Origin of the sequence: Gelidibacter sp. (assembly GCF_039916245.1) — a bacterium.
In the GTDB taxonomy this organism is placed as follows: domain Bacteria; phylum Bacteroidota; class Bacteroidia; order Flavobacteriales; family Flavobacteriaceae; genus Gelidibacter.
Genome location: NZ_JBDSLS010000295.1, coordinates 1 through 20245 on the forward strand (window position 1 = coordinate 1; position 20245 = coordinate 20245).

19 protein-coding genes are annotated in these 20245 nt (G+C 36.5%); 8 read left to right on the forward strand and 11 right to left on the reverse strand.

Annotated features, from left to right (window positions below):
• Together ABIQ28_RS14865 and ABIQ28_RS14870 are read right to left on the reverse strand one after the other, a co-directional pair.
• Positions 1-563: peroxiredoxin (locus ABIQ28_RS14865; RefSeq protein WP_348038686.1), on the reverse strand; the 563-nt coding region annotated here is incomplete at its 3' end.
• 82 nt (positions 564-645) lie between these two features.
• The gene (locus ABIQ28_RS14870) at positions 646-1458 is read right to left on the reverse strand and encodes a sulfite exporter TauE/SafE family protein (protein ID WP_348038688.1); all 813 of its coding nucleotides are present in this window, start codon (positions 1456-1458) and stop codon (positions 646-648) included.
• A gap of 482 nt (positions 1459-1940) precedes the next feature.
• Here ABIQ28_RS14870 and ABIQ28_RS14875 point away from each other — a divergent pair, with 482 nt between their 5' ends.
• The 6 genes from ABIQ28_RS14875 (at position 1941) to ABIQ28_RS14900 (ending at position 7757) form a co-directional block, all read left to right on the forward strand.
• Positions 1941-3965, forward strand: coding sequence for a cation:proton antiporter (locus ABIQ28_RS14875; protein ID WP_348038690.1), 2025 nt, complete (start codon positions 1941-1943; stop codon positions 3963-3965).
• Positions 3966-4178: 213 nt separating this feature from the next.
• Positions 4179-4496, forward strand: coding sequence for a hypothetical protein (locus tag ABIQ28_RS14880; protein WP_348038692.1), 318 nt, complete (start codon positions 4179-4181; stop codon positions 4494-4496).
• Positions 4497-4624: 128 nt separating this feature from the next.
• Positions 4625-5032 (forward strand): DoxX family protein, encoded by a 408-nt coding sequence (locus ABIQ28_RS14885; RefSeq protein ID WP_348038694.1) that lies wholly within the window; start codon positions 4625-4627, stop codon positions 5030-5032.
• Between the two features lie 30 nt (positions 5033-5062).
• Positions 5063-5452 (forward strand): sulfur reduction protein DsrE, encoded by a 390-nt coding sequence (locus ABIQ28_RS14890; RefSeq protein WP_348038696.1) that lies wholly within the window; start codon positions 5063-5065, stop codon positions 5450-5452.
• A gap of 2 nt (positions 5453-5454) precedes the next feature.
• The gene (locus ABIQ28_RS14895; RefSeq protein WP_348038736.1) at positions 5455-7116 is read left to right on the forward strand and encodes a bifunctional metallophosphatase/5'-nucleotidase; all 1662 of its coding nucleotides are present in this window, start codon (positions 5455-5457) and stop codon (positions 7114-7116) included.
• Positions 7117-7130: 14 nt separating this feature from the next.
• A complete protein-coding gene (locus ABIQ28_RS14900) occupies positions 7131-7757 on the forward strand; it encodes a TlpA disulfide reductase family protein (protein ID WP_348038698.1) in 627 nt (208 codons plus the stop codon).
• A gap of 575 nt (positions 7758-8332) precedes the next feature.
• Here ABIQ28_RS14900 and ABIQ28_RS14905 read toward each other — a convergent pair.
• The 8 genes from ABIQ28_RS14905 to ABIQ28_RS14940 all read right to left on the reverse strand — a co-directional run bounded on the left by ABIQ28_RS14905 (position 8333) and on the right by ABIQ28_RS14940 (position 13335).
• Positions 8333-8782 (reverse strand): isoprenylcysteine carboxylmethyltransferase family protein, encoded by a 450-nt coding sequence (locus ABIQ28_RS14905; RefSeq protein WP_348038700.1) that lies wholly within the window; start codon positions 8780-8782, stop codon positions 8333-8335.
• Entirely contained in the window at positions 8779-10110 is a 1332-nt protein-coding gene (locus tag ABIQ28_RS14910) for a rhodanese-like domain-containing protein (protein WP_348038702.1), read from the reverse strand. The genes ABIQ28_RS14905 and ABIQ28_RS14910 overlap by 4 nt, the downstream gene beginning before the upstream one ends.
• 72 nt (positions 10111-10182) lie before the next feature.
• Complete coding sequence (locus ABIQ28_RS14915) at positions 10183-10791, reverse strand: class I SAM-dependent methyltransferase (protein WP_348038704.1); 609 nt, start codon at positions 10789-10791, stop codon at positions 10183-10185.
• A gap of 398 nt (positions 10792-11189) precedes the next feature.
• A complete protein-coding gene (locus tag ABIQ28_RS14920) occupies positions 11190-11774 on the reverse strand; it encodes a methyltransferase domain-containing protein (RefSeq protein WP_348038706.1) in 585 nt (194 codons plus the stop codon).
• Positions 11774-12070, reverse strand: coding sequence for a thioredoxin (gene trxA, locus ABIQ28_RS14925; RefSeq protein WP_348038708.1), 297 nt, complete (start codon positions 12068-12070; stop codon positions 11774-11776). The genes ABIQ28_RS14920 and trxA overlap by 1 nt, the downstream gene beginning before the upstream one ends.
• A gap of 7 nt (positions 12071-12077) precedes the next feature.
• A complete protein-coding gene (locus ABIQ28_RS14930) occupies positions 12078-12710 on the reverse strand; it encodes a DUF3365 domain-containing protein (protein WP_348038710.1) in 633 nt (210 codons plus the stop codon).
• 39 nt (positions 12711-12749) lie between these two features.
• The gene (locus ABIQ28_RS14935; RefSeq protein WP_348038714.1) at positions 12750-12989 is read right to left on the reverse strand and encodes a heavy-metal-associated domain-containing protein; all 240 of its coding nucleotides are present in this window, start codon (positions 12987-12989) and stop codon (positions 12750-12752) included.
• A 4-nt stretch (positions 12990-12993) separates the two neighbouring features.
• Positions 12994-13335, reverse strand: a complete 342-nt coding sequence (locus ABIQ28_RS14940) for a rhodanese-like domain-containing protein (RefSeq protein WP_348038716.1) — start codon at positions 13333-13335, stop codon at positions 12994-12996.
• Between the two features lie 1086 nt (positions 13336-14421).
• Here ABIQ28_RS14940 and aspA point away from each other — a divergent pair.
• Together aspA and ABIQ28_RS14950 are read left to right on the forward strand one after the other, a co-directional pair.
• A complete protein-coding gene (aspA, locus tag ABIQ28_RS14945) occupies positions 14422-15855 on the forward strand; it encodes an aspartate ammonia-lyase (RefSeq protein WP_348038738.1) in 1434 nt (477 codons plus the stop codon).
• A 381-nt stretch (positions 15856-16236) separates the two neighbouring features.
• Positions 16237-17697 carry a glycoside hydrolase family 130 protein gene (locus ABIQ28_RS14950; RefSeq protein WP_348038718.1) on the forward strand — a complete coding sequence of 487 codons (1461 nt, stop codon included), beginning with the start codon at positions 16237-16239 and terminating at the stop codon, positions 17695-17697.
• A gap of 73 nt (positions 17698-17770) precedes the next feature.
• On the opposite strand, the gene ABIQ28_RS14955 is transcribed toward ABIQ28_RS14950, so the two are convergent.
• The gene (locus ABIQ28_RS14955; RefSeq protein WP_348038720.1) at positions 17771-19993 is read right to left on the reverse strand and encodes a glycosyltransferase family 4 protein; all 2223 of its coding nucleotides are present in this window, start codon (positions 19991-19993) and stop codon (positions 17771-17773) included.
• Between the last annotated feature and the right edge of the window lie 252 nt (positions 19994-20245).

Here is a 20245-nt window from a genome sequence, read left to right on the forward strand (position 1 = left end):
ACTTTATCTCCTTTTTTCCAATCTAATGGCATGGCTACTTTATGCTCGTCTGAAATTTGCATGGCTTCAAGAACACGTAAGATTTCATTCATATTACGACCCACATTTAATGGATAGTACATGATCAATCTGATTTTTTTACTTGGATCTATAAAAAAGACGGCACGAACCGCAGCGGTTTCACTTTCATTAGGTTGTAACATCCCGTAAAGCTTCGCTACGTTCATATCGATATCGGCAATGATTGGAAAGTCGAAGTAAACCCCTGTGTTTTCTCTTACATTTTGAACCCAGCCTAAATGGGCGTGGATACTGTCAATACTTAATCCTAAAAGTTCAGTATTTAAAGCGTCAAACTCAGATTTTCTAGAAGCAAATCCACTCAATTCTGTTGTACAAACTGGCGTGAAATCGGCCGGATGGGAGAACATAACAATCCATTTGTCTTTGGCGAAATCTGAAAGTTTTATTTTCCCTTTTGTGGTAACGGCTTCAAAGTCTGGAGCCATATCGCCGATTCTTGGCATTGAGTTTACTTGCTGTAATTCTAAATTTTTTTCCATAATAATAAATTTTAACAATTAATTTTAATCTTGTATAAATTTAAGAAATACTTGTGGGACATACAGTAGCAAAGTTTACAAATTACTGTTGTACTATAAATTCCATATAGAAAATGAAGATGGCCATGGCGAAAATAAAATACCCAAAGCCCTTTTTCAGTTTATCACCATCGATAAAACTCCCTAGATAGCTGCCGATAAAAATCCCGACAAAGGAAAGGCCTGTAAAGACCATTAAGAAAGACCAATCAATGCTCATCCTTAAGGCATCTCCCAAAAAGAAGCCAAGCACAGATTTGAAGGCTATAATAATTAAAGAGGTGCCAACAGCCACTTTCATGTCTACATTTGCTAATAATACAAGCGCAGGTATAATTAAAAATCCGCCACCAGCGCCAATCATTCCTGTAATAGCGCCTACCACGAGTCCTTCAATCAATATCAAAGGATAATTATAGGTCACTTTTTCGTCGGGATGTATAGCCTTCTCTTTTCTTTGTTTGAGCATCGAAAATGCTGCGGGAATCATTAATACCGCAAAAAAACCGAACATTCCCATACGTCGGGTAAATTCGAAGTCTCCCACGGTAAAGAAAACATGGGGGAGAATCGGTATGACGAAGTAGCGTACCAGTGTGACTCCGATAATCGAAGGAATCCCAAATACAATGGCAGTCTTCCAATCGACATAGCCTTTCATGTGTTGTTTTATGCCGCCAACCAATGAGCTAGCTCCCACAATGAATAAAGAATATGCGGTGGCTGCTTTTTCATCTATGGAGAATAAGTAGGCCAAAACAGGAACGGCCAAAATGGAGCCGCCGCCACCAATGAGCCCTAATGAGATGCCAATTGCCAAGGCACTTATATATCCGAAGACTTCTAGTAATTCCATACGCTTGTGTTATGGGCCAAAAATAGGGTGCTTAAATGTTATTTGCGGTAACATTGGTTACAAATCACCCATATTCATAATCCCTTTCCAATTGTTTCCATGTATTATGAGTTAAACGGTCAAGACAAGCTAATATTAAGAAGTCGACTTTTGTAGAACCTATGTATAGGTTTGCATTGGAGATTTAGCTTAGGAGGAAAGGATGTACTTTTGTGGTTGTGAGGTGTTTGAATACGTTTGTGTCTATTATTATAGGTGTCAAAGATGTTATGTGATGGATAAAAAATAGAGCATTTTTAAATTTGTATTTCAAAATTACCGTACATTATTTCATTTTGAGTTGTATTTTTGGCAAATCATTTACCAAAATCCCGTACGATAGCTAACAAAAAACCTTGAGTTCGAGTTTTTAATTCTGAAATAACACTTTAATGTTGATTTATCGCTTTGTTTCGGACTAATATTTTATTTGCCTATATAACATGGACGCTATAATAAATTTACTTAGAGAACAATTCCAATTACCGCTTCAAAATCCTGTATTGATCTTTTCATTGATACTCTTTATTATTTTGTTGGCGCCCGTATTATTGCAGAGAATAAGAATTCCCGGAATTATTGGATTGATTATATCGGGAATTATCATTGGCCCCGCAGGTTTAAATATTTTGGAAAAAAGCCTTTTTGTTGACGTTTTTTCCACAATCGGTTTGCTTTACATCATGTTTATCGCCGGGTTGGAGTTAGATTTAAACGAATTCAAGGTCACTCGAAATAAGAGCTTGTTATTTGGTTTACTTACGTTTTCAATACCTCTTGCCGTTGGATTCCCCGTATGTCGGTATTTGTTAGGATTCGATTTTAATGCAAGTTTATTGACCTCAAGCATGTTTGCCACGCATACTTTAGTAACTTATCCTATAGTGAGCAAGTTGGGTCTAACAAAAAACGTGGCGGTTGCCATAACGGTAGGCGGAACGATTTTAACAGATACTGCCGTTCTTATTATGCTGGCCGTTATTTTAGGGTCTCACGATGGCGGACTCACCCAGGAATTTTGGATTCGTTTAGGAATCTCCTTAGTATTGTTTTCGGCGTTTATGTTTTTGGTCATTCCACGAATTGCAAAATGGTTTTTTAGAAAACTGGAGAGTGAAAAGCATTCGCATTATATCTTTGTGTTATCGGTAGTTTTCTTTTCCGCGTTTTTAGCTGAAATCGCAGGATTGGAGGCTATTATTGGCGCCTTCGTTGCCGGATTGGCACTTAATAAGTTGATCCCACATTCATCAGCCTTAATGAACCGTATTGAGTTTATTGGAAACTCGTTGTTTATTCCATTTTTCCTTATCAGTGTTGGGATGATAGTGGATATTAGTGTAATTATGAGTGGCCCAATGGCACTGATTATTGCAGGAACCTTAACGGTTGTCGCAATTTTCGGAAAATGGTTGGCAGCATTTTTGACCCAAATCATTTTTAGATTTTCAAAAGGCCAACGTAAATTGATTTTCGGATTGAGCAGTGCGCATGCCGCTGCCACATTAGCTGTTATTTTAGTAGGATATAAAGCAGGAATTCTAGATTCTAATATTTTAAACGGCACTGTGGTCTTGATTCTTGTGACCTGTATTATAGCATCATTTGCCACCGAAAGTGCAGTTAAGGATATCATTCGGAATTCTGATGAAGATGAGAATTTGAGTTTAGGTTCAGGCCCGGACCGAGAATCCATTCTTATTCCCATTGCAAACTTGATCAATATTGACAAAGTTTTAGATTTTGCAGTTTTAATAAAGGATAAAAAATCGAGCAATCCACTTTCTATATTGACGGTAGTTCCAAATACCGATGCAGCCGAAAAAACAATTATTAAGGCGAAACAAGGTCTAGAAAGGTTTATTAAGGAAACCACAGCCTCTGATACTCAAGCCAAAATAATCGCGACTATTGATCATAACCCAGCGAGTGGCATATCAAGGACCGCGAAGGAAATCATGGCTGATATTATTTTATTGGGTTGGCCTCAAAAAACAGGATTCTTGGATAAATTGATTGGGGATAAAATGGAAAGTATCCTTGAAAACACCGATAAAACACTCTTTATATGTGACTTTCAAATGCCATTGGTAAATCACAAAAGATTATTTGTGATTGCACCTCCAAACGCAGAATTTGAAGAAGGTTTTGCGCATTGGGTTAATAAAATCGCCAAATTATCTGTAGAGTTATCCTTGCCAATCACTCTGAATTGTACAGAAGAAACCCATACTGCAATATTGAACTTTGCGAAGGAAAATAAAGTAACCTTAAGTTTGAATTATCAACAGTTCAGTGCATGGGAAGATTTTCTGATTCTTACTAGGGAAATTTTAGATACCGATTTGATCGTCTTGGTGTCAGCGCGTAGAGGTTATACGTCGCATTTTGGCCAGTTAGATAGACTTCCAGCAAAAATGGAAAAACACTTTCCAAAGGTGAGTAAAATAGTCATTTATCCACAATAGAGCCGATTAATAATTGTTACAAAACAACGCTATTAATTGGTTAACAGTTAAAAGTAAAGAGATTCTGTCGCCTCAAAAGGATAGAATCTTTTTTATTTGGCACTATTTAACTCAGCTAGGTAACAAAGGTTACATATAAAGCCTATCCTTTTCTTATGTTTGTGCTAATTGAAAACTAAAACTTACATAGCGGTGGTGTTGACATGCATATTTTTGGCAAAATTTGTTGCCGTAGATGCGTATGGCCTGAATATTATTTTTAGCGGAAGTGACATCACTTTTGTAAATCCGCATTGTGAGAAAAAGAATTCGATTAAAAAAACGAATGATACTTCTAGTTTTTCACAACAAGATCACATCGAAACGCAAATGATAACGTTAGATGGGAATTGTTCGTCTAAGTTTCAATTTGAGTTATTTGCATGGGATGCGCATTTTTCAAATCCCATTTCAGTTTCAGATAATCATTTCACATCAAGATTAAGTTTCCGCTACCTAGATAGCGTGTCGCCACCACCTCGGCTGGCCTAATTCCATTTTTCTTAAAAAATTAAAGTTGGTATTCACGTAGTAGTTCTGTTTTTCTGCAGAAAAAGAGCAGGATAAACTATTACGGAAAGTAACCAATCCATATCAACAACTCTTTATTTCATTTTATAATGACGACAAAAGTTTCAATCAGTCGCCGTTCCATTCAGCTATTGCGCATTGCGGTAAGCGGCATTTTTTTAGTTGCTGGCCTGAACCATTTGCTTGAAGTTGAAAAAACAGCGCAACGCATAGAGCATGGCAACTTCAAGGCCTTTACTCATTTTTTTGGAGATCCGCAATGGCTGATCATTCTCTCAGGGATTGCCATGTTGGTCGCAGGGTTTTCATTTCTTATGGGCTATAAAACCAAATGGGCGGCAATGCTATTGATGGCGGTTTTAATTCCCATCACTTTAACGGTTCAGGTCGGTCAAATGGCCACACTTGGACCTCTATTTAAAAACATTGCAATTTTTGGCGGACTTCTTTTTTTTATACTGAACGACACCGATAACCTTCTAAATAAATCAAAATGAAAACATATATATTCAGTTCAATCTTTTTTAATGTTTAGCCTATTTACCACTGCTGATATACAAGCGCAGCAAATGGATAGCAACAAAAATAACTATGTGGTGCTCACCACCAAAGTACCGCAATTACAACCTATAATCTTCACTGCTGAAGCTTTAAAAGCCGAAGAAGGCGATGCGTTTGGTGACTTTCAAGTCATTATTTGTGGGAAGGATATTGGCGAGATTACCGAAGCTGAAAAAATGGATCAATTCATTGAAAAAGCTGAAAAATCTGGCGTACAATTAATTGCTTGTGGTTTTTCGCTCCATAAATTCAAAGTAGATAAATCAAAAATTCCTAGTAAAATGACGATTGTAGAAAACGGAATTCTGTACAATTTTCAACTTCAAAAAAAGGGATATAAAAGCTTAAGTCTGTAATGATGAAGAATTTTAAAACAACTATTTTGGTGGCAATTGGCCTCTTGGGAATATTTGCTATATCGGCTTCCTGTAAGTCAGAAAAAACGAATGCTGCTGCAGACGCTAATGCAACTTCGAAGGATACCATCAGTATTACTATCCTTCAAACAGCCGATATTCACGGACAATTGGATTCACATCCCGAACTGTTTTGGGAAAATGGAGAAATCGCCTTTAAAGAGCGTGGTGGATTGGCGCACATCAAAACTATTTTTGATCAAGAGCGTGAAAAGAATCCTGGACGAACACTCATTGTTGATGGTGGCGACTTGATTCAAGGAAGTGGCTATGCTGCGTTGTCAGATGGTAAAGTCATGTCGAACATCATCAAAAACATGGGCTATGATGTGATTATTCCAGGGAACTGGGAAGTCGTTTATGGAAAAGCTATCATGATGGAAGTGATGCAGAATTTTGACACCGAAATTATCGTCCAAAACATGTATCATGATGTAGATAACGAACCTTTGTTTCCGGCCTATACGATTAAGGAAATTGGCGGCATCCGATTGGCTTTTATAGGCATCAACGATCCGGATGTGCCCATCAGACAGAACCCGATTTTTAGTGAAGGCATTGCTTTTACTGGATTGGATAATAGTGTGAAGCAATTGGTTGATGATGTCAAATTTAAGGAAAAAGCTGATGTTATTTTCTTGTTGACGCATATCGGAATTTTTAAACAGGTCGAACTTGCCAACAGTCCGATTGCTGAGCATGCCGATTACGTTTTGGGTAATGATACACATGAACGTGTTCGTGAAATGATTCAAGGTAAATATGCAAAGGTTACTGAACCCGGTGCCTTTGGATCTTTCGTGGGGAAATTAACGCTTCATTTTGTCGATGGTAAATTGGTGGGCGATGATTACGAATTAATTGACGTTGATCCCGAAGTTTTTCCTGCTGATGAAAAAATTCGGGCATTAGTAGATCAGGAAAAAGCACCCTATAAAGACCATTTGGAAACTATTGTTGGTTATACAAATACGCCGATCTATCGTTATTTGACCGTTGAAAATCCTATGGATAATTTATTTACGGATGCGGCACGTTGGAAAACAGGCGCGGATATTGCGATTTCAAACGGCTTCCGATTTGGAAATCCTATTGTGCCAAAAGATGGAAAGCCAGCACCAATTACCCGCGCCAACCTTTGGAATTTATTGCCCGTCAACGAAAATGTCAAAACGGGAAAAGCAACCGGAAAACAAATCAAGGACTGGTTAGAAAAGGAAATGCACAACGCCTTCGCTCAAAATCCAGCCGAACGTTTTGGAGGTTGGCTGGTTCGATTCTCAGGAATGGAGGTCGATTTTAAAAGCCAGAATGAGAAAGGACAACGTATTTCGAAAATTACAGTAAAAGGCGAGGAAATGCAGGACGACCAATATTACACGATTTCTGCGTGCGTGCGTCCTGGCGATCCCATTGATAATTTATGTAGAATGTCAAATGTAAAAGATGTTAAAGAAATGGATTATACCATCCACGAGGCGATAGAAGAATATCTCGCTAAACACTCGCCGGTTTCGCCAAAAATAGATGGCCGCGCGTATTGTGATTATTTAGGGATCTATTCATTTTCGACAGTACCAGGAACTAATTATGAATTTCAATAAAAAATAAAAATAGTATGAAAAAAGATAAAACAGACAAGAGCACGAAAAAAACATGGATCCAATACGGCGTTTTTGCCATCGTCGCCATTACACTTTACGCCACCGGAATGCACACTGAAGTCATCGGTTTTGCACAACGTGGATTACTCGCTACCGGTTTGATGAATCCTAATGTGAAGGACATTACGGAAGCGCGTCATATTGATAATGAAACCGCAGAAATGCCAAGTCCTATCAAAGCAGATTTTAATCTGAAATTAATGGATAGGGATGGAAATGTTACTTCTTTGGAAGCAATGAAAGGCAAGGTCATTTTCATGAATTTTTGGGCGACTTGGTGTCCGCCGTGTATTGCCGAAATGCCGAGCATCAATAAGTTGCATGAAGAAATGGGAGGCGAAGTTGCTTTTGTCATGTTATCGCTCGACCAAGACTTTGAATCGGCAAAAGCTTATGACAAACGTAAAGGTTATAATTTGCCTATTTATGCGCCGGCCAGTAATATCCCCGCGATGTACAACTCATCTGCAATTCCTACAACTTATGTGATTGATGCGCAAGGAAACTTAGCCTTGACCCATAAAGGAATGGCTGATTATAACGATTCGAAATTCAAGGATTTTTTGAGGAGTTTAAAATAGATTTGTAGGTTTCGAATTAAGTTGAAATTGTGCTTTAGTGTATTTCACTTTAGCTTCTAAAAATTTTTGACACGAATTTTCAAAAATTTACTTGATCTCTAAAAATACAGCCTAAAGGATTTACTATAAATTTCACGAATTCAACAGACTTTCAGTCTGTTTTAAAAACCTGTGGCACTTTAATCCATAGAAGTGATTTAATTAGATGAAAAGCATGAAAACCCAATTCAGAAGTTAAATCTGATTTGGGTTTTTATTTTCAAATATATGTCTCAGATTGAGAATGATTGATCGTTCAGTTCATCTTTTTAAAACTTGAAAGGATTGTGCTATAGAAAACTTAAAGTTAGTTTTGTCGTCTAAAGATTTTGATTTCGATTAGGATAACTGGAAGTCCAAAGGTCAAAATAAAAAAAGGTCAACCACTATCAGCGGGAAAGTTTTAGCTCAAATTAAATTATAGAACTTTTCTGGAGCTATCATCAATAGATCCGAGCTTTAGCTTGGGGTATGAAAATGTAGAAGAGCAAAGGGCTTTAGCCAAACTGTAACAGAAAAGTTTTAAAGTCTTTAATTCAAATAAAGCGTCTTGTTCTTTTTTTATAGGCTTTATACTCTGGAAATTTCTCGCTTAATAACTTTTCCTCATAAACGGATTTAAAGTAAAATAAGACGAAAAGCAGAAGGGTTATCAAAAACTTATATAGCGACAAGGTGTAGATGGCATATCCAAAACCTGAAAAAATAAAAGCAGTATAAATGGGATGCCTCGACATACCAAATGCTCCAGTCGTAATCAATTTGCCAGAACTAACAGGAGAAGGAAAAGGGGAAAGGTTGGTGTTTAATTGCAGAAGCGCCACTATCCCAAGTATTACAGCAAGTACAAAAAACACTAAACCCGAATAGCAAAGCCATTCGGGCAGTTGTAGGTGAAATACTTGTAAGGGTAAAATATAAGCCACAAAAATGACCAATTGTATGGATACAAAAAGATAGTCCTTTATGGGTTTTTTTAGGCTCAATTTTTGAATTGTTCTATAGCGTCGCTCAAATCATAAATTTCAATCCCATTCAATTCGTTTTCGAGGATGCTGCTTCCTGCTGCACTACGATAACCGCCAGCGCAGTGCACCACAATTGGTTTGTTGGTCGGAATTGTCTTAGCGGTTTCGCGTAACTCGTTCAATGGATGTGTGAGTGCTTTTTCAAAAAACTTTCCATCGTTGATTTCGCTATGGTTGCGTATATCAACGATAGTGTAATTATCTGGATGTTTTTTAAAGTCCTCCAAATCCAATTGTGGTGTTTTTACGAGATTTTCATCTGACAGTGTAATGACTTGTCTTACTTGACTTTCATAGCCTATTTTGGCTAAACGATTTAAAAGCTTGTCCTTGTTTTCTTTATGGTCAATAACCAAAGTAAACTTTTCGTTGGGCGTAATAATTGAGCCAATCCAAGTTTCAAATTTTGCAGTATCCGAAACTGCTTGAATATTAATACTGCCTTTTAAATGACCTTTCTTAAAGTCAGCTTCATCGCGAATATCAACAATAAGGCCTGTTGCCGTAGTGTTTTCGATGAAAGGGATCTTGTCAATCGATGCCTCCAAATTCTTAGCCCCCGTTTTATTGATGTCCACATTAAATCCAAAATAAGATGGGATAAAGGGTTGTCCATCGAGCAAAGTGTTCATGAATTTCTCTTTGGATTGTTTTTTAAAAGCCCAGTTGCCCATACGTTCATCGCCCAAAGTGCTGCTTGCAGCTTCACTTAAATTTTTTCCACAGAGTGAACCGGCACCATGAGCTGGATAAACAATGGAATCATCTGGTAAATCCGTGAACTTCGTTGTTACGGTATCGTACATCATTTCGGCCAGTTCTTCTCGTTTGGCTTTCATATTACCCACTTTTTCCCGAAGATCTGGGCGGCCAACATCGCCAATAAAGAGTGTGTCTCCAGTGAATAGTGCTGTTTTGTCTCCTTCTTTAGCCACTATCGTAATACTATCTGGAGAATGTCCAGGAGTGTTAATGGCTTTCAGGGTAACCTCGTCTAAAGCAATTGTATCGCCATCGTCAAATGCGTGGTGCGGATAATCAGCGCCCAATTTTTCACTGTTGTAGATGGTGGCTCCAGTTTCTTTATGGATTTCTAGATGTGAACTCACAAAATCGGCGTGTGGATGCGTTTGGATCACTGCTACTATTTTAGCGTTGTTAGCTTTCGCAAAAGCATAATATTGTTCTGGATTTCTTTCTGGATCAATAACGGCCATCTTGCCATCGCTAACTATAGCATAGGAATAGTGGGCAAGAGGTTTGTATTCAAATTGCTTAATATTCATAGTTTCTAGTTTTTATAAGTTTAAAAAAGGTTGCCAAAATTTGCTGTAACCGTTTAAGTTAAAATATTTTTTTTATTTCAGCTTTTTAAAACTGCAGAATTGAAAGTTCTGTATGGTTTCAAAAGGCGTCACATGATCTGTTGTAAGGCATGTTACTTTTTCAAAGTGGTTTTCATAAACTTTTGCCAATCCTATCTCATCATATTGGGAAATTTCCAATCCGCTGCATTTGGTAGGGCCTTGCTTTGAAAAGGTGCCAATGATCAATCTATCGGTAACAAATTCATTAACAATGGACCTATATTTCTGAATATCTTCTTTGGTGGTCAAAAAATGAAAAGCTGCACGATCGTGCCATAAATCATAAGTTTCAGTAGGCTGAAAAGCGATTATATTACATACAATCCATTTGACATCATTAGCTCTTTTACCCAAACGTTTTTTGGCTCTTTCAAGGGCCTTGGCAGAAATGTCCAGCACGGAAATATTTTCATAGCCTTCTTCAAGTAAAAAATCGACGAGTTTGCTGTCGCCACCGCCTATGTCAATTATTTTGGCCGTTTTGGGTAAATTAGCCGCTCGTATCAATTCCAAAGAAACTTCTGGTTTTTCTTGCGTCCAACTGACTTGGTCGGGAGTTTTATTTTCATAAACGGTTTCCCAATGTTGTTTTGTGTTCATATTATTCTATAAAATTGATTTTTGAAACTTATCCGAGATTTCTATTTGTTCTTCTCAAAAAGAAAGTAGAAATATATTTCGGCAATATTAGACCTTACAAATTACCCTATTTTATTATGCGAACCCAAAGTCCTCATTAAAGAAGATCAATATCACTTTGACATTACTTTAGAATGCGTTTATTTTGAGGGAATAACTGTAAACTAACTTTTATAAATTAAAACTTCAATTAATGAGAGTTGAATACAATTTTTTAAGAGTCTTTTGGTCTAAATTTATTCCAACTTTTTGAAAAAAATAATTAAATATCATAAAGCCTAAATAAGGCCATTGAAAACGAGGATTGGAGTTTTCTAATGGATGATTTCAAAACCTCAATCATCTTAAATTAGAAAGGCTTATTTCTTCTTTTGAGCTTTTAAAAACAATTCTCTTCCATCTCTTTTTGGATGTGAATTATAAGCAAGTTCCATCTTGTAAATATTAAAATAGGGTTCAAAATAGCCTACATATTCTGTTTTGCATCCTCCAAATGGTGGTTTGTCATTGCTGAATGTGTCATCAAAAAGCAAGCCCACTATTTCTCCTTCTTTATTGAGTAATTGAGAGGATTTTGCGGTGTAAGCCGGTCTTAGTTTTGGGTCTATGGCACAAAAGAAAGTTTGTTCAATGATAAGGTCAAATGACATTTCCAAATCGAAAAAATTCTTGTGAATTAAATGTGCCGCAGGAAATGACGGTACGCGAATTTTAATATTGTTTAGCGCTGTATTAGAGAGGTCAACAACATACACATTTTTGAATCCATTATTGTGCAGATATTCGGCTTCATACGAATTGCCGCCTCCCGGAATTAGAATTCTCAAGTCCTTATTGGTCAATTGATCAAAATAGGATTTAAGAGGTGGCGAGATTACGCCCAAATCCCAACCTGTGTCTTCGTTTTTATAATGATTGTCCCAAAAAGACTCTGATAAATCCATTAATTGGTAGTCTTTATGATATTAATAATGTCCTCTTTTTTAAGCAGGCCAGATTGTCTCCAAACCTGTTTTCCGTTTTTAAACAATAACATGGTAGGCACTCCTCTGACTTGATATTTAGCGGCTAAGGCTTGGTTTTTATCGACGTCAATTTTTATAATGGATATGTCATCTCCTAAGCTTTCTTTGACCTCTTTTAAAACCGGAGCCAGCATTTTGCATGGCCCACACCATTCAGCAAAGAAGTCGACTAAAACGGGTGTTTCTTGATTGATTATTTCTGAAAATTTACTCATATTGGATTTATTTATCAAAAGTCACGCTCCAAATCCCCCTAACTTGATTCACATTATATCCAATGGCTTTATCATTTGGGTATAATAGGGTAAGTTGTCTCAGCGTAGATGGTTCGATGCTCTTATTTGGTTGGCCATGGCATTGCAAGCACATGGCATTTGTAAGAATAGGATAATAGGTATCAATCTTCGTGTCTGAGTCCTTTACAATTGGGTTGGGTGACTCTTTATTTGCAATAATTTGTTTAAAAGTTTCTATATATTCCAACTCTTGCTCATTAGCTTGATTGCTTTGGTTTCTAGGTTTGTCTGAAACACGTTTTATATTTCCATTATACACCACCGCCATACTATCCGTCAAAGGATAAGCTTTTTCATTACAAAATGATAAAGCGCCTAAGGTTCCATTTTCCTGAATGGCCTGCATCAAGTTTTTCCCTAAAACAGCTTGAGTATTTAGTGCATATTGTAAGCCACGATCTGCATAAGATAAAGTGTCAATCGTTGTTATTTTAGGAGTTTTCTCGGGAGTGGCGCGTATTTCAACTTTTTTTTCTATTGAAATATAATCGGTTTTTTTATCCTGATTACAGCTGAAAAAAGAAAACAATACAACTAAAACTAAAAATGCATTTTTCATCTTGCTTAGGTTATTTTGTGATTTTACCAGTGGCGCAGCTTACAAAGGATTTGCTTTTGATATCAAAGAATTGTTGTCTTCTATGGAAGGATACCCGAGATGCTTTAATTTTTCTTTCACAATTAAAATATCGGCATCATTCAAATAATTGAAAGATACCTTTTTTTCTTCTACATCTATGTGGAGATTACTGATGTTTTCAATAGTCGAAATTTTGGACGATATGGTACTCGCACACCCGCCACATTTTAGATTTTGTACTAATATTGAAGTTTTCATGAGCTTAGTTGTAATTCAAGAAGCCTCCTTTTAAATCGTATATTTCTTTAAATCCCATGGCGGATAGTTTTACTGCACTTTGTTTGCTTCTGCTTCCGCTTCTGCAATAAATATAAACGGGTTTTTGTTTGTCCAATTTATTAAATTCTTCTGTGAATTCCGCAGAATAGAAATCTATGTTTTTCGCATCTTTAATATGACCAGAGTTGTACTCATCGGGTGTTCTAACGTCGATTAATTGTACTTCTTTATTAGATATAGAGTCTTTAAAGTTCTGAACATCTAAAATCTTGTACGCCTTATTTTGTTGCGCCGTTACGCCTAAAATCGAGCCGAATAGTGCCATAATTATGATTATTTTATATTTCATCTTTTTGTTTTATTTTTCAAAATTACATGATTTGTTTTAAAATTTGAGTGACTAATGTTACACAACTGTATTTGGTGTCATTTACAATGCCGTTAATTATACTTTTAATCTATTTAAGTAGATTTACTTATAGAAAACATTTCTGTTGATTGTGTAGATAAGGGTTCAGCGCTTCCTTACAAAGTAAAGTTAGTGATTACATGACAACTAAAAAATTATATAGAGTTAATTCTCTCTGCTAAATAGTGTGGTAAAGAGTATTTTGTGGATAGGTTTTTATTGAGCGAAAATAGACGAGAAACCGCTATTTACTTAAGGATTTCCTGTTGGGTATGACTCTGAAAATAAAAGTTATGGAAAGAACTTTTATAGAAATTTATGATTTCATGTTTTTATATTCAGAAACACTATTGTCCGGAAAAGAATTAAGACACTTCGACAAGCTCAGTAACCGCCGCTTCGCTGATAGAACCAAGAACAAAGACTAAACACGTAATTAACTGAAAATAAGGGCTGTGAAATTATAAATAGAAGTAGGTTATGATGTTTTAGCAATAGTTTTCAAAAAAACCTCGAAATGAAGGAGATTGAGGATCGAAAACAGTGAAAGACCTTTTTTTATCACTATTAATAGATCAACTCAACTCTAATCGGAAAACATTGATTCAAAAAATGGATAATTATATACTTCGACCACTGTTAAAGATCCAGAAGAAAATCCTTCCAACTTAAAAGCTAATTCACAATTCAATTTCCTTTATCGATTTAGAAGAATTAAGACCCTAAAACCTGTGAATTCACTTTTTTTCATAATAAAAACGAACAGAAATTTAATTTTTCTTGTGCATTCAATTTCTCTTTAAATTGAGCATAATGGATTAAACTTAATTCATTAATTTTATCGATTCCTTTGGTTTTCTACATAACAAGAGTACTTATAGTCTTTCTTCTAATGTGTTTAAAATCATAATTTTAATTTTTTTAATCTAATGTTGAGCTTGCTGTTTTATGGCAAGTTGTGTTTTTTTGATGTGCTAAAGTAAAATCTATATTATATAAATGATAAAACATAATATTGTAAAAACAAGGAAGGAAGAAGACTTACTTGGAGAATTGGAAATAGACAATGACGTCTATTATGGAATTCACACGCAGCGAGCCATTAATAATTTTAAGATCTCAAATTCCAAAATCCGGGATTATCCTTTATTTATAAAAGGCTTAATTATTACTAAAAAGGCCTGTGCATTTGCCAATAAAGATATTGGGACGGTTTCAGCAGAAAGAGCTGATATGATCATCAATGCTTGTGATGAAATTTTAAATAACTTAGAACGATATTCAGAATATTTCCCATCGGATGTGTTTCAGGGAGGTGCAGGAACCTCGGTCAATATGAATGCCAATGAAGTGATTGCCAATGTGGCTCTCGTCATGAATGGCCATGAAAAAGGGAGTTATGATATCTTACATCCCAATGATCATGTAAACAAATCACAATCTACCAATGATGCCTATCCAACTGCTTTTAGGGTAGCGATCTATTATTACATGAATCATCTTCTTGAAAAAATTAATATTCTTACCACGGCTTTGGACGTCAAAGGATCTGAGTTTAAAAAGGTGCTAAAAATGGGGAGAACGCAACTTCAGGATGCCGTGCCAATGTCGCTTGGCGATGAATTCTATGCTTGGTCCACCAATTTAAAAGAGGAAACCAAAATCCTGAAAATGTGCAGAGACTTAATCCTGCCAGTTAACCTTGGAGGGACAGCAATTGGTACACGCGTCAACGCCCCAAATGGTTTTACGGAACTTTCAATCGGCTATCTGCAAAAATTCACGAAGGCGAGTTTTGTTGAGGCAGAAGATTTAATCGAAGCTACCTCTGATTGTGGAGATTATGTAATGATATCTGGAGCTTTAAAAAGAACGGCTACCAAGCTTTCTAAAATATGCAATGACTTACGACTGTTGTCCTCAGGCCCTCGTTGTGGGTTCAATGAAATAAACCTTCCGGAAATGCAGGCCGGTTCTTCTATTATGCCAGCTAAGGTCAATCCGGTGATCCCTGAGGTGGTCAATCAAGTTTGCTTTAAAATTATTGGTAATGACGTTACGATTTCGTTTGCATCTGAAGCAGGACAATTGCAATTAAACGTTATGGAACCTGTTATTGCACAGTGTATTTTTGAATCGATTGAATTGCTTTCCAACGCCCTTGTTTCACTGGCTGAGAAATGTATTTCGGGAATCACCGCAAACGAAAATCACGCTAAAGAAATGGTGTACAACTCGGTAGGGCTGATCACATTTTTGAGTCCTTTTATTGGGCATCATATGTGTGATACCTTAGGGAAAGAGGCCATGAAAACTGGAAAAACAATTCGTGAACTTGTTCTGGAAAAAAAGTTACTATCTGAAGAAGAACTGGATCGTATTCTAAGTCCAGACAACCTCATGCACCCTGAATACATAGCGTTGCTTAAAAAATAGTACTATTGCTGAGCGTAATCCTTTTCGAATAATTTAAAAGTAGAATCTGTGGAATGGTTTTTAAAATGCCATTCCACATCTACTTGTTAAAAGATCGTTTTAAGATACTTCTGTTTAGATCATGGAAATTCTGAGTTTTTTAAGTTTATTATCTGAAAATATATACGTAAATCAGTCTGATTAATCAAATTGAGTCTCATCAGTTTTCTCTATATTTTCTAATTAATCTCCTCTATAATTTCATTGTCATATATTCTTGTATTAAGGCATTTACATACTATTTATTCTAATAAATAATAGAATTTACAATGCCAATATTGTCTTAATAAAAGAATATTCTACCTGACTTTTTCGTAACTTAGAGATTCAAATTTTTTTAAAATGAGGGTTCCTGTAACACGAAAAAAAGTAAATTTTCTTCCTGATTCCAGCAGGGTAGTAGCACGTTATTTCATGAACGGAGATGAGGCTACAAAAGATATGCTGAATTTGGTCTTTGCGTTGACCGAAGATGAAGTACGAACAGCTTTAGACCAAACACTGCGTGAATTTGCCTATCGACATCGAAATATCACAAAGCTATACAACAAGCATTTTTGTAAGATAGTGTCTATTATTGAGCAAATGTCAATCCCTATTAAAGGGATATCAGATGACCGTAAACTCCTTATAGGTTCCTATCTGACCATGGAGTATGCTATTGAATCGACTGCTTTTTTTAATCCTTCTATTATTCCTGACATTGATCAAACCTATTTGGAAGAGGGAGAACTACGTGTTATACTTTCATTTAGGGCCACGGGTGAAGGGCATATTTCATCCATTGTATTTAGGAGAGGCATTCTCGATAAAAACAACGATCTTCATTTAATGAGCATTGGTAAGTCAATGGATATTGCAGAAATCTCTCATAAAAAATTATATCACAAGGGACGATTTATGGAGAAAATGGATGAGATGGAAATCCCTGCCAAGTATTCAAAATTAATTGCAGAAAATCTCGATGAGCATTTTGAGTATTATACTTTAAAAAACGCGGTAATTAAAATTTTAAATGATGTAAATATCAGTACTGGTAAAAGACTTGCTTTTGAAGAAATTAAGTGGTTGATAGATTCTTATTACGATATCGAGTTTCAACAGGATACGGACATTAGTGAACGCGTCATTTATCCCATTTCAGCATCAGAAAGCAATGGGATAGAAGATGCACGTTTTGTTCGTTTTGTGGATGATGATGGTTCAGTTAAGTTTTACGCTACCTATACTGCTTACAATGGTCACGTCATCTTGCCTAAATTTCTGTCTACCGATGATTTTTGTACCTTCCGTATTATGCCTTTTCATGGAAAAGGTGCCTTGGGGAAAAACTTAGCACTTTTCCCCAAAAAGATAAATGGTAAATATGCGATGCTTTCGCGGATAGACGGCGTCAATAACTATATCATGTTTTCTGATCGCAATACGCTTTGGACCGAACCTATTCTTCTTCAGGAGCCTAAGTATCCTTGGGAATTTTCTAAAATCGGAAATTGTGGCTCTCCCATTTGGACTGAAAAAGGTTGGTTAATAATTACCCACGGTGTTGGGCCGATGCGTCGCTATTGCATAGGCGCTGCATTATTCGATTTAGGAGATCCTACCAAAGAAATTGGTCGACTCGAAGAACCATTGCTTATGCCTTTAGAAAATGAACGTGAAGGGTACGTCCCGAATGTCGTTTATTCATGTGGCTCCGTGATTCACAATAACCAGCTTATTCTACCTTATGCGGTTTCCGATTATTCAACTACTTATGCAGTGGTGGATATGTCTGAATTATTTGAAGCGCTGATAAACTAGAACGTAATAATAGTTGTAATAAGTGATTTTACAAAATCCGACATATTTCGTATATCTGGGATTTTTTTATTCACTATAGATGATAGGATTCGTCATAAGCCTGTAATACGGTAAGATGCGAAATGAGATAGGCCAATAAACTCTCGGCACCTTGATTTCGGTTAACACCATAGTCTTCAAAACCATCACAACAGCCTTTGGTTTCGAAATCGTAAAGACTCATCCGCAAATCATTTTCACCAAGAAACCACATAAACGATGTGAACAGTTTTTCCAAATATGGTGCCTGCTGCGTTATAATATAAGCTTGATGGTACATGAGCACCATCGCCATAGCATCAATTGGTTGTTGGGCATATATGGATCGCTCTTTGTCCTTTACAAACCATTCTTTGTTCCCAATCACAGAAAGATAGCCGTCTTTGAGTGTGTGTGATGTAAGAAAACGCATGGATTCGAAAGCAATTTCTTTGATCTTTTTATTTTCTAATATTTGTGATGCATGAAGCAAAGCGAGTGGTAAAATGCCGTTATCATAGGCTAAGAGCGATTCAAACCAATTCCAATTTTCTGATTGGTTTTGTTCGAAATTGACCATAAGAATATCCGTCAACTTTATTAAAGAGAGCTTTATATCATCGTCAGCTCGGTTTGTTTGGAGATAATAGCAAAGGCCAATGACTGCGTTGGCAATACCTCTAATAGATTTTATATTAACAAAATTAGGAGCCGCATTGAAAAAAACCAGTCGTGCTGCTTGGTAATAGGCATCGTTGGGGGCATTGCCCATAAGATAACCCAATACCCAGATGGTTCTTCCAAAAGAATCTTCAGAGCCTACTTCATCGAGGAAATTCCGATTAAAACTCAAAAAATTCCGAAAAGTGCCATCCGCATTTTGCATAAAGTGGATATAGCTCAAGTAAACAGGCATCAATTCTAAAGCAAGTTCGTTTTTTTTCTGCTTGTAGGCCATGCAGACCATGAGAAGGGCTCGGGCATTATCGTCCAAACAATAACCTTCCTTTAAATTTGGAATTCCAAATTTGGCATGCTGAATAATGCCAGTATCATCTGTAAGTCGTTTAAGATGTGATAACGAAAATGCTGGCAGCAATAAAAGGTCGATGTCGGTTTCCTTTTTCGGTTCAGGTTTTGCGGGGTCAGATATTAATCGTTCGGCAAGTTGTAAATAGCGTTCCCCAATTTTTGGCCAGATGATGTTCTTACCATAAGCCGCAGCTTTTTGTTGAATAGCCTTCATCATCTCCGGTTTGTCAAGTAATTCATTCAAGATTTTTACCAATCCATCCTGATCTTTAAAATCAAAAAGTCGGCCTTTGTTTTCTGTAAGCAATTCTGCCGCGTGCCAATACGGAGTAGAAACTACGGCGCAACCAGAACCCATCGCGTAAGTTAGGGTGCCGCTTGTTATCTGTGCTTCTTTGATATAAGGTGTAATGTAAATATCACATGCGGCTAAATATTTGAAGAGTTCTTTTTCTTCTACAAATTGATTAAGCAAGAGTACATGATTGCTAAGTTTGAGTGTTTTTATCAGCAACTGTAGATAGTTTCTGTATTCTTCGCCTTCGTCTCTAATGACATTGGGGTGCGTTTTACCTAAAACGATATAAATGGCTTCTGGGTGTTTTTCAATAATTTTCGGCAATGCTTTGATGACAGTTTCAATGCCTTTATTGCGTCCAACGAAACCGAATGTAAAAAGAAATTTTTTATCGTTTAGTTTAAATTCGGTTCTGCATTTCTCTTTGTTAAAGTGAATATCAGGAACGCCATGTTCAATGCGAACGATTTTTTCGGGTGGAATTTCATAAATATCTTTAAGAAACTGGATCGCCTTATAGCTCATGACCACCAATTTATCAGACATTTTACAAACCTGTTTTAAAATCGCTTTTTCGATGTATGAAGGCGTTTCAAGAATGGTATGCAAAGATGAAATCAAAGGAACATGTAACCGATGCAAAAGCGGCAAAATATAGACGCCACTTTGTCCACCATAAATCCCAAATTCATGTTGAATAATACAAACTTCGGCACCACTTTGATTAATAAAATCAGCCGCTGCTAAATAGTCCGTTTGATGCTCTTGGTGTATCGTCAATTTTACTTCTGGGGGAAATGCATAAGTCTCAACATTATCAGTCATTGCTACAATGATGAATTCGTTTGTGCCATCGCCAAAATCCTTCATGGCATGAGCGAGACTATGTGTAAAAGTACCAATGCCACATTGTCTTGGCGGATATGTGGCTACAAAAGCAATTTTCATGTTCAAAAGGAATTTAATATTAAGTATTTTGCCGACGTGATCATATGTGGTGCGATTTAAAAAAAAACTCATTAAAAGATAAGAAGTTACCTATTATGCCAAAATATAAGTTGAAAAGAACCGACTTATAGTTACATAATTCACAGATTATTTTTAAGCGGAAATATTAAATAAGTCTGTCCGTTTTAATGTCGTAATTTGTTAGTTGTCAAAGCGGTATGTTTTTAGGGTGATGGTTGATCCAAAAATCAT

Coding starts and splice junctions, on each gene's coding strand:
- ABIQ28_RS14915 (WP_348038704.1), bottom strand. CDS start 10,791: ATGAACACAAAACAACATTGGGAAACCGTTTATGAAAATAAAACTCCC.
- ABIQ28_RS14950 (WP_348038718.1), top strand. CDS start 16,237: ATGAGGGTTCCTGTAACACGAAAAAAAGTAAATTTTCTTCCTGATTCC.
- ABIQ28_RS14920 (WP_348038706.1), bottom strand. CDS start 11,774: ATGGATTTATCAGAGTCTTTTTGGGACAATCATTATAAAAACGAAGAC.
- ABIQ28_RS14890 (WP_348038696.1), top strand. CDS start 5,063: ATGTTTAGCCTATTTACCACTGCTGATATACAAGCGCAGCAAATGGAT.
- ABIQ28_RS14955 (WP_348038720.1), bottom strand. CDS start 19,993: ATGAAAATTGCTTTTGTAGCCACATATCCGCCAAGACAATGTGGCATT.
- ABIQ28_RS14940 (WP_348038716.1), bottom strand. CDS start 13,335: ATGGCACTATTCGGCTCGATTTTAGGCGTAACGGCGCAACAAAATAAG.
- ABIQ28_RS14875 (WP_348038690.1), top strand. CDS start 1,941: ATGGACGCTATAATAAATTTACTTAGAGAACAATTCCAATTACCGCTT.
- ABIQ28_RS14935 (WP_348038714.1), bottom strand. CDS start 12,989: ATGAAAACTTCAATATTAGTACAAAATCTAAAATGTGGCGGGTGTGCG.
- ABIQ28_RS14910 (WP_348038702.1), bottom strand. CDS start 10,110: ATGAATATTAAGCAATTTGAATACAAACCTCTTGCCCACTATTCCTAT.
- ABIQ28_RS14885 (WP_348038694.1), top strand. CDS start 4,625: ATGACGACAAAAGTTTCAATCAGTCGCCGTTCCATTCAGCTATTGCGC.
- ABIQ28_RS14930 (WP_348038710.1), bottom strand. CDS start 12,710: ATGAAAAATGCATTTTTAGTTTTAGTTGTATTGTTTTCTTTTTTCAGC.
- trxA (WP_348038708.1), bottom strand. CDS start 12,070: ATGAGTAAATTTTCAGAAATAATCAATCAAGAAACACCCGTTTTAGTC.
- ABIQ28_RS14870 (WP_348038688.1), bottom strand. CDS start 1,458: ATGGAATTACTAGAAGTCTTCGGATATATAAGTGCCTTGGCAATTGGC.
- ABIQ28_RS14895 (WP_348038736.1), top strand. CDS start 5,455: ATGAAGAATTTTAAAACAACTATTTTGGTGGCAATTGGCCTCTTGGGA.
- ABIQ28_RS14900 (WP_348038698.1), top strand. CDS start 7,131: ATGAAAAAAGATAAAACAGACAAGAGCACGAAAAAAACATGGATCCAA.